This window comes from Arcobacter lacus (genome assembly GCF_003063295.1).
Taxonomy (GTDB): Bacteria; Campylobacterota; Campylobacteria; order Campylobacterales; family Arcobacteraceae; genus Aliarcobacter; species Aliarcobacter lacus.
The window spans coordinates 75,358-84,456 of sequence record NZ_MUXF01000014.1; the positions used below are offsets into that span (position 1 = coordinate 75,358).

At 24.3% G+C, this 9,099-nt stretch carries 7 protein-coding genes, 5 tRNA genes and 2 pseudogenes; 13 read left to right on the forward strand and 1 reads right to left on the reverse strand.

Annotated elements, in window-relative coordinates; translation table 11 throughout:
* The 6 genes and pseudogenes from B0175_RS07500 to B0175_RS11260 all read left to right on the forward strand — a co-directional run.
* Positions 1–233, forward strand: a pseudogene (locus B0175_RS07500) (hypothetical protein); the annotation flags it as partial.
* Positions 221–3,301, forward strand: a complete 3,081-nt coding sequence (locus B0175_RS07505) for an efflux RND transporter permease subunit (protein WP_108528003.1) — start codon at positions 221–223, stop codon at positions 3,299–3,301. The pseudogene B0175_RS07500 and the gene B0175_RS07505, both read left to right, overlap by 13 nt.
* A 2-nt stretch (positions 3,302–3,303) precedes the next feature.
* Complete coding sequence (locus B0175_RS07510; protein ID WP_108528004.1) at positions 3,304–4,002, forward strand: efflux RND transporter periplasmic adaptor subunit; 699 nt, start codon at positions 3,304–3,306, stop codon at positions 4,000–4,002.
* The gene (locus B0175_RS07515; protein ID WP_108528005.1) at positions 4,002–5,159 is read left to right on the forward strand and encodes a TolC family protein; all 1,158 of its coding nucleotides are present in this window, start codon (positions 4,002–4,004) and stop codon (positions 5,157–5,159) included. The genes B0175_RS07510 and B0175_RS07515 overlap by 1 nt, the downstream gene beginning before the upstream one ends.
* 206 nt (positions 5,160–5,365) lie before the next feature.
* Positions 5,366–5,584 (forward strand): cold-shock protein, encoded by a 219-nt coding sequence (locus B0175_RS07520; protein WP_108528006.1) that lies wholly within the window; start codon positions 5,366–5,368, stop codon positions 5,582–5,584.
* Between the two features lie 33 nt (positions 5,585–5,617).
* A complete protein-coding gene (locus B0175_RS11260) occupies positions 5,618–5,758 on the forward strand; it encodes a hypothetical protein (RefSeq protein ID WP_004511245.1) in 141 nt (46 codons plus the stop codon).
* Between the two features lie 24 nt (positions 5,759–5,782).
* Here the strand turns inward: B0175_RS11260 and B0175_RS07525 are convergent, their stop codons facing one another.
* The gene (locus B0175_RS07525; protein ID WP_108528007.1) at positions 5,783–6,463 is read right to left on the reverse strand and encodes a response regulator transcription factor; all 681 of its coding nucleotides are present in this window, start codon (positions 6,461–6,463) and stop codon (positions 5,783–5,785) included.
* Between the two features lie 75 nt (positions 6,464–6,538).
* Between B0175_RS07525 and B0175_RS07530 the strand changes: the two genes are divergently transcribed.
* The 7 genes and pseudogenes from B0175_RS07530 to B0175_RS11325 all read left to right on the forward strand — a co-directional run.
* Complete coding sequence (locus B0175_RS07530) at positions 6,539–8,242, forward strand: sensor histidine kinase (RefSeq protein ID WP_108528008.1); 1,704 nt, start codon at positions 6,539–6,541, stop codon at positions 8,240–8,242.
* Positions 8,243–8,359: 117 nt separating this feature from the next.
* A tRNA-Gly gene (locus tag B0175_RS07535) sits at positions 8,360–8,436 on the forward strand.
* 34 nt (positions 8,437–8,470) lie between these two features.
* Positions 8,471–8,547 (forward strand) — tRNA-Met (locus tag B0175_RS07540).
* Positions 8,548–8,558: 11 nt separating this feature from the next.
* Positions 8,559–8,635: transfer RNA gene (locus tag B0175_RS07545), tRNA-Met, on the forward strand.
* 11 nt (positions 8,636–8,646) lie between these two features.
* A tRNA-Thr gene (locus B0175_RS07550) sits at positions 8,647–8,723 on the forward strand.
* A gap of 17 nt (positions 8,724–8,740) precedes the next feature.
* A tRNA-Gln gene (locus B0175_RS07555) sits at positions 8,741–8,815 on the forward strand.
* 161 nt (positions 8,816–8,976) lie between these two features.
* Positions 8,977–9,099 (forward strand): annotated as a pseudogene (locus tag B0175_RS11325) (peroxiredoxin); the annotation flags it as partial.

Sequence of the window (9,099 nt, forward strand, 5' to 3'; positions counted from 1 at the left end):
TCCTTTACAATAAACATACACAAAATTTTACAGTTGTAGGTTTTTATACTTCAACACTTGATTTGCAAGAGTTTATAAATAACCGTTTGAAAAAGTTTAGAGGTATAAAAAAAGAAAATATATATTCTCATATCAAAGAGTCAATATTTAGATTTAATTTTTCAAGCAATGAAATAAATGAAAGAATATTAAAAAATCTATCTATTAATCAAGGTTTATTATGTACAAAATAATAGACTATTTTTATAAAAACTCTCAACTAAACCACACTATTTTAATATTTTTTTTAATTTTAGGAATTTTTTCATATATAAATATCCCTAAAGAAGTTTTTCCTACAACTCAACTTGAAAAACTTGATATAGAAGGAAGTTATTCAGGAGCTAGTGCAGAAAGTCTAAATAACTTTGCAGTAAGTGAAATAGAAAATCAATTAAACTCTATTTCAGGACTTGGAAAAATCACTTCATATATTTATTCAGGATTTTTTTCAATAAATATTGAACTTCAAGATGGAGTTGATAAAACTATAAAATTAAATGAAGTAAAAGATGCAGTAAGTCTTGCAAAAAGATATTTTCCTTCGGATATGGAAGAACCAAATGTAAGAATTATGGATGAAGAGTGGTCATTATTATCTATTGCTTTATCTTCTTCAAAATATAATCAAAGAGAGTTATTAAAAATTGCAGATAATTTGAAAAACTCTTTAATGCAAATTAAGAATATAAATAAAGTACGAAATTTTGGAGATGCAGATTTACAAATAGAGTTAGCTTTAGACAATAAAAAAATAAATATGTATGGATTAAATAGTTCTAGTGTTATTGATGCAATTTCACAATTATCTTATATCTATCCTGTTGGAAATATAGAACAAGTTGGAGATCATGTCTATTTAAGTGCAGCTAACAATAAATTTGACTCGAAATTTTGGGAAAATAGTATTTTAAAAATAGATGGAAAAAAGATTTATCTAAATGATATTGCAAACATAACTATTGGATATCCTAAAAAAGAGACTATTTCTCGACTTAATGGAGAAAATACTTTAACTCTAAGAGTATATAAAAATAAAAATGGTGATAGTATAAAATTAACAAAAGAGATAAAAGAGTTACTTAAAAACACTGAAGCTTCTTATGAAGATATTACTTTAGTTGTTTCAAGAGACAATTCTAAATTAATCAATGAAAGATTAAATACGATTTTGGCAAATATAACTTTAGGGTTAATCTTAGTTGGATTTGCTATGTATATTTTGATTAGTCCTAGATTATCATTTGTTATTATTTTAGGTATTCCTTTTTCATTTATTATTGGATTACTATTTTTAGAAATGATGGGATATAGTCTAAATATGGTTTCAATGATGGCCATGTTAATAGCTCTTGGAATTGTAGTTGATGATGCAATTATCGTAAGTGAAAATATTCAAAGACATATTGATGAAGGTTATGAACTTGACAAAGCTATTTTAAAAGGTACAAAACAGATGATAGGTCCAGTTATAATAGCTGGAATTACAACTGTTTTTGCTTTTATATCTATGTTATTTGTTAGTGGAGAAATGGGACTTTTTATTAAGTTAATTCCTATTGTTATTACTTGTTTGATAGTTTCATCAATTATTGAATCATTTTTATTTTTACCACTTCATGCAAAACATATTTTAAAGGTAAATGAAAAACAATTAGATTGGACAAAAGTATATAACTTTTATGAAAATATTTTACACAAAGTAATAGAACATAAAAGAAGCTTCTTAGTTATATTTTTTATAACTATTCCCATAATTTCTATTATTCTTATAAAAAGTAGTAGATTCCAACTTTTTCCAGATATTGATTCAAGTAATATTGAAATTGCAGTTAAACTTGAGAACTCTATTCCTATTGAAATAACCGATAATATTGCAAAAAAGTATGAAAAAGCTCTTTTAGAGAATGCAAAAGAACTCTATATAAAAAATATAACAACAACAATTGGATTATATGTTGATATTGCAGATAATGAAGAGGAGATAGAAAATGGATTTATTCTTTCAGTGGAACTTGAAGAGTTTAGAGAAGAAAATTTTGTAGAAAACTATATAAATCCTATTTTAAACTTTAGTTTTGATTTTGAAAGACCAGATAAAGTAAGACTTATTAGTTCTAATGATGCTATGAATATGATTAGAGATTTAATCAATCCTTTATTAAAAGAAGACAATGCCATTGACTATAACATAATCTCTCAAAAAATGGGTATGGATTCAACAGATATTGAGATTTTATTGAATTCTTATGATACTTCATTGTTAGTTCAGAATATTGAAAAATTAAAAGAAAAACTAAAAAATATAAATGGAGTAAAAGATATAACTGATAACACAATATTAGGTCAAAGTGAATATAAATATATAGTAAATGCTTATGGAAGACAATTAGGACTTACAGATAGTGATATAGCAAAAGCCATTAGTAGTTTCTTTTTAGAAAGAGAACAAGCAAATACTTTCAATGAAGATGGAATTATCAAAATAATAACAAAATCAGTAAATAAAGATAGTATAAAAGAGTTAAAAAACTTTTACATTCCACTTGACAATAACCAATTTGTTCAGTTAAAAGAAGTTGTTGATTTCAAAATTGAAAGAAATTTCAATGAAATGCAAAAAATCAATGGACAAATTTATAAAAAAGTTATGGCAAATGTTCAAAATGATATTGTAAATGCAACTGAAGTTTTAGAAAAACTTGAAGGCACTATAGAAGACATAAAAAAATCTGGTATTCAAATAAATTTTGGAGGAGAAAAAGAAAAAAGCGATAAATTGGCTTTAGACATTATCAAAGCTTTTTTAGTTTCAATATTTTTAATATTTATAACTTTACTTATCATCTTCCCCTCTTTTAAAAGTACTTTTGTGATTTTATCTGTTATTCCTTTTACGATTTTAGGACCAATTATTGGTCACTTTATAATGGGAATAAATCTAAATTCACAATCAATGATTGGTATGCTAGGACTTGCTGGTGTTGTTATAAATGATGGAATTATTATGCTCAATTTTTTACATCATACAAGAACAAAAAAAGAGTTTTTTGAAAATGCAAAATTAAGAGTTCGCCCTATTTTAATAACTTCTATTACAACAATGTTAGGTTTATTTACTTTAATATTTTTTCCAACAGGAGAATCTATAATGCTTCAACCAATAGCCGTTTCTTTAGGATTTGGGATTTTATGGGGAACAGTTTTAAATTTAGTTTATGTCCCTGCTCTTTTTGCAACTTTATATAAAATCAAGGATTAAAAATGACAAAATATATTTTTTTACTATTTCCAATATTTTTATTTGCTAACTCATATATAGCAAAAATTGAACCAAAAGATGAATTCAGTATTTATGCAAATGCAAGTGGAGAAATAACATATCTTGATAAAAATAAAGAGATGAATATTATAAATGGTGTTATCGTAAAAATTGATAATGTTTTAGATAAAGAAAATCTTAGCCTTTATCAAACTCAATTAAATCTTTTAAATGAAAAACTCTCAATTTTACAAGATTATTACAATAAATTTAAAACTATAAAAGGTAAAAGTGATTTTGAAAAAGATGAAAAATATATGGAAATTATTGAATTAAAAAATAGTATAAAAGATTTAGAAATTTCAATAGCAAATACAAAAAATACACTAAGCAAAAAAGAAATTGCTTTAGACAACTTATATCTAAAAGAGTTTGTTGTTAATAAATATGATTATGTAAATGTAGGAACTAAAATCGCAACTGCATATGATATAAGTAAAGCAAAACTAGTTATTTATCTAAATAGTGAAGATTATAAAGATATAAAATCAAAAGAGATTTATTTAGATGGTAAAAAATCAGATGTAAAAATAAAAAAACTTGACATTACTCCTGATAAAACTTTTATTTCTGCATATAAGTTAGAACTAGAAATTGACTCAAAAGAGTTTGGTAAAAGTATAACTGTGGAGTTCAAATAATGAAAAAAATTTTATATTCTTTTTTATTCTCTTCTTTGCTTTTTGCAAATGAAAAATCAAATGAAGTTTTAATGCCTTTAAAAAATGAAATAAGAGATTTAGAAACAAAAAGCATAGAAGAAAAAAAAGAGGTAAATAAATATGAATGGTTAAATGATTTGAATATATCACTTAGTCAAAGTAAAGATGATGAAAATATAAAAACAAAAGATTATTCTTTAAATTTAAATCAAAAAATAGTTGATTTTGGTGGTATTTCTTCTCAAATTGATTATGCAAATAATTTATTTAAACAAGAAGCTTTAAAAATAAAAATGGAAAATTTTGAAGATTTAAATACTTTGTATAAAAACTTTATTGATTTAAAAATAAATGATATAAATATTTTACAAAATGACCTAAACATAAAAAATAGTGAAATAGAAGTTGATATAAAAAAATCGCAATATAGAAATGGTCAAAGCGATATTAGTGATTTAAACGATGCTATTATGAAAAAAAACTTATTAGAAGATTCAAAAATGAATCTAAAACTTAATAAAGTTATTTATGAAAATGATATAAAAAAACTAACTTCTTATGAAATAAATAATTTAAGTATTCCTTCTATATCTTTGATTTCAAAAGATATATTTTTAGAAAAATCTACAAAAAAACTATATGCAAATTTAGAATCACAAGTAAGCCAAAATGAATACAAAAAAACTAAAAGTAAATATCTTCCAGCTTTAAACCTAACTGGAGCAGTTGGATATCAAGATTCAACTACAAAAAAATCGCAAGATTATTATAATTATGGTGCAAGCATAACTATGCCTTTAAATTATACGTTTTCAAATGACATAGAATATTCAAAACTAGTATATTTACAAAATAGAAAAAAGGAAGAATTAACATCAATTGAACTAGAAAAAGTTTATGATAGTTCAATTGAAACAATAAAACAATTCGAAAATAGAATAAATCTTGCATTAAATGATATAAAACTTTATGAAGAACTTTTAGAATTAAATCAAGAAGAGTTTAATGCTGGATTTAAAGCAGATGAAGATGTTCAAACACTGAAAAACTCGAAAAAAATAAGAAAATTAGATATTGAAAAATATAAATTAAATATTAAAAAAGAGCTTTTATACATATATTTTCAAACAATTTAATCTAATAATTCTTTTTAAATTTGCTTTTATTTATTTTTTCAGATACAATCGGCGTATTAAAGATGATTTAGAGTTTAATCACATCTTTAGTTTGCTTTTATTGATACTCACAAATTAATACTAACACCTAATAAAAATAAAACTCCATATTACACTTTATCTATAGCTTCATATATGAAGCAACATCAAACAATAAGGAATTGCAAATGGCAAATCAAAATATCGGAACAGTAAAATGGTTCAACAGTGAAAAAGGTTTTGGGTTTATCCAATTAGAAAATGAAGATCAAGAGTTTTTTGTTCACCATAGTGAAATTAATTCATTAAATTACGGAAGATCTACATTAAATGATGGTCAAAAAGTATCTTTTGAAATCGGTAAAAACGATAAAGGTCCTCAAGCAAAAAATGTTAGAGCTATCTAATATAAAAAACAAAATAAATTATAAAGGAGAAAAATGTCAATAACAAATGTTAGTATGAAAGCAAAACAAGTAATTTTACTAAGACTTTTAAACGATGGTGAAAGTCTAATAGATGCAAGTTCAAAATCTGGATTATGTATCAAAGTTGCAAAAGAATATTTAAGCAGCAAATAGTTATTTTATCTAAATAAAAGATAATTAAACAGTAGTAATTTTATAGCCAATCTTTGAAAAATTATATAAGCAATCTTTTGGAAGTTTTTTTCTTAGTTTTCTTGCTACTGTTCTTAAAGCCCCTTCGCTCATAAAATCATCATTCCAAACAATAGATTGTATAGTATCATAATCGACTAATCTATCGCTATTTTCGCAAAGAAGGGATAATAAATCAACTTCTTTTATTGATAATTTTTCTATATTTTCATTTTTATATAAAATTTTATTTGAAATATCAAAATAACAATCTTTTGAAAAATATTTTATATTTTTGCTATTTTTTATTTTATTTACACAATCACTTAATATGGGAAATATTGTTTCATGACGAATAGGTTTTACCAAATATTTTTCAAGTTTTAATTCAATTGCTTCTAATAAATAATCTGTTTTAGTATGAGCACTTAAAACTATAATTTTAGTATAAATATCATTTTCTCTAATTTTTCTTATCATCTCTAAGCCATTTATTTTAGGCATATTTATATCTGTTATTATAATATGTGGTTTTTTACTATTAATTATTTCAAAGGCTTCAAAAGCATCTTTTGCTTCGTACACTTCTTCAAATAATCTTTTTAAATAAGAAATAGCATTTACTCTTATATTTTCTTCATCTTCTACGAATAATACTTTTATATTTTTAAACTCATTTCTACTCATGGCGCAATTATACAAAAAAGAATCATAAATTATGATAATTAATATTATTTCATTAAATTATTGTATAATCTGCCTATGAAATCACTTATATTTTTTATTCTATTTTTTTCAAATCTTTATGCACACAATTTTGGCTATTTTATAAAAGATTATATTTCTGAAGATGATATAAATTTTAAAGAACTAAAATATGAAGATTATCAAAATGTGATTTTAGATGAATTCACAATTAAGTTTGAATTAGATTTTGAAAAACTCGAAAATAAAACTTACTATTTAACAATTGTTTCAGATAAGGATAGCTTAATTTATACAAATGTTAAATATGAAATTATAAATAATATAATAGTTGTAAAACTTGATAAATTTCAAGAAAAAGAGATATTTTTTAAATACAAATATGATAATCCAAAAATTGCACAATTTAGATGGAATTATATAAATAGTTTTGAATATAAATATTTATTAAAATATGAAGGTATATTGTATGGAGTTGCTTATGGAATAATATTTTGTGCTTTTCTGTACTATTTAATCATATTTTTTTCAACTAAAATGAAATGTTTTTTATACTATTCTTTAATGCAAATTTTTGTTCTTTTATCTCTTATTGGATTTATGTACTTTAGTTATCAAGCATACCCCACATCAATTCCCCAAGCTTTAGTTGATACAGCAGAAACTCTTAGTTTTTTATTTACTCTTTTGTTTGCACAAGCTATTTTAAAAACTAAAGAGAAGATGCCTAAAATTCATATTTTTTTAAATATTTTTGTAATACTTAATATTTTAGACTTAATAGCAATTTTAATATATAAATATTCTATTTTATATATTTATATACCTTTTCACATAGGGTTTTTAATTCCAACTATTGTAGGAACAATTGCCATAATAAAAGGAGATAAAAATGCAATAGTTTATACTATTGGTTGGTTTGTTGTTTGCATTTTTATTTATGCAGCCGAACACTATTTAATTCCAATTAGTGGAATTTATACTGTACATATTGGAGCACCGTTAGAATCTTTAATTTTTAGTTTTGCTCTGGGATATATGTTAAAAAATTTAGCAAAAGAAAAAAATGAAAAAGAAAAACTTTTAATTCATCAAAATAAACTAGCTTCAATGGGAGAAATGATAAATAACATTGCTCATCAATGGAGACAACCATTAACTCATTTAGGTTTTATAAATATGAATTTTCAATTAGCACTAGAAGATAAAAAAATAGATATAAAATACTTAAACGAAAAAATAAAAGAATCAAATTCTCAATTGGATTTTATGTCAAAAACAATTGATAATTTTAAGGATTTTTATAAAATAAACAAACAAAAAGAGATTTTTTATCTGAGTGAAGCTATAAAAAAAGCTATTGAAATAATGTTACCAATATTCGACAGTTTAAATATAAATTTTCAATTTGAGATTAAGGAAGACAAACAAATAAATGCTTATGAAAATGAGTATTCTCAAGTAATATTAAATCTTTTAACAAATGCAAAAGATGCGATTATTTCAAATAATATAAAACATCCCGAAATAAAGATTACCCTTGAAGTAAAAAACAATACATCTATCACAACTATTTTTGATAATGCAGGAGGAATAGAAAAAAAGTATTTAGATTTAATATTTGATCCATATTTTACAACAAAAGAAAAAGGAACAGGAATTGGACTTTACATGTCAAAAATGATTATAGAATCTCACTTTAAAGGGAAAATAAATGTATTAAATAAAGAAAAAGGAGCAATTTTTTCTATTGAAATATGATTAAAATCACTTTTATTTTGTAAATAGCTATAAAATAGTTGAATATTAAGTCTTTTTTAATATAAGTTCAATTATAATCACACTCCTTAAAAACATTATATTGTTTTTTAAGATTTTGCGGGAGTAGCTCAGTTGGCTAGAGCTTCTGCCTTCCAAGCAGACTGTCGCGAGTTCGAGTCTCGTCTCCCGCTCCACTTTAACTTTAATGTTAAAAGTTCTTTTATTTATCGCGGAATAGAGCAGCTAGGTAGCTCGTCGGGCTCATAACCCGAAGGTCATAGGTTCAAATCCTATTTCCGCAACCAATTTATAAAATGTCAAGGTAGCTCAGCTGGTTAGAGCGCTGGTCTCATAAGCCGGAGGTCGAGGGTTCGAGTCCCTCTCTTGACACCATTTTTAAGTGTGCTGGTGTAGCTCAGTTGGCTAGAGCAGCTGATTTGTAATCAGCAGGTCGGGGGTTCGACTCCCTTCACCAGCTCCACTTTTTAATCAATCTTCTGGGGTATCGCCAAGCGGTAAGGCAACGGTTTTTGGTACCGTCACTCGAAGGTTCGAATCCTTCTACCCCATCCACTTTTTTCACTTCAATAAAAATTTAAATTTTAAATAAAAACTTTTTTAAAATAAATATTTTTTCTATTTTATGGATAATTATTATCTTCTAATAAATTTTATTATAATTTAAGCTTTAACTTATTATCATTTCATAAATTAAATAAAAAAAAGGATTAAAAATGTTAGTAACAAAAAAAGCTCCAGATTTTACAGCAACAGCTGTACTTGCAGATGGTCAAATTGTAGAAAATTTTAACTTATATGAAAACATTGGTGAGAAAGGTGCAATTTTATTCTTTTGG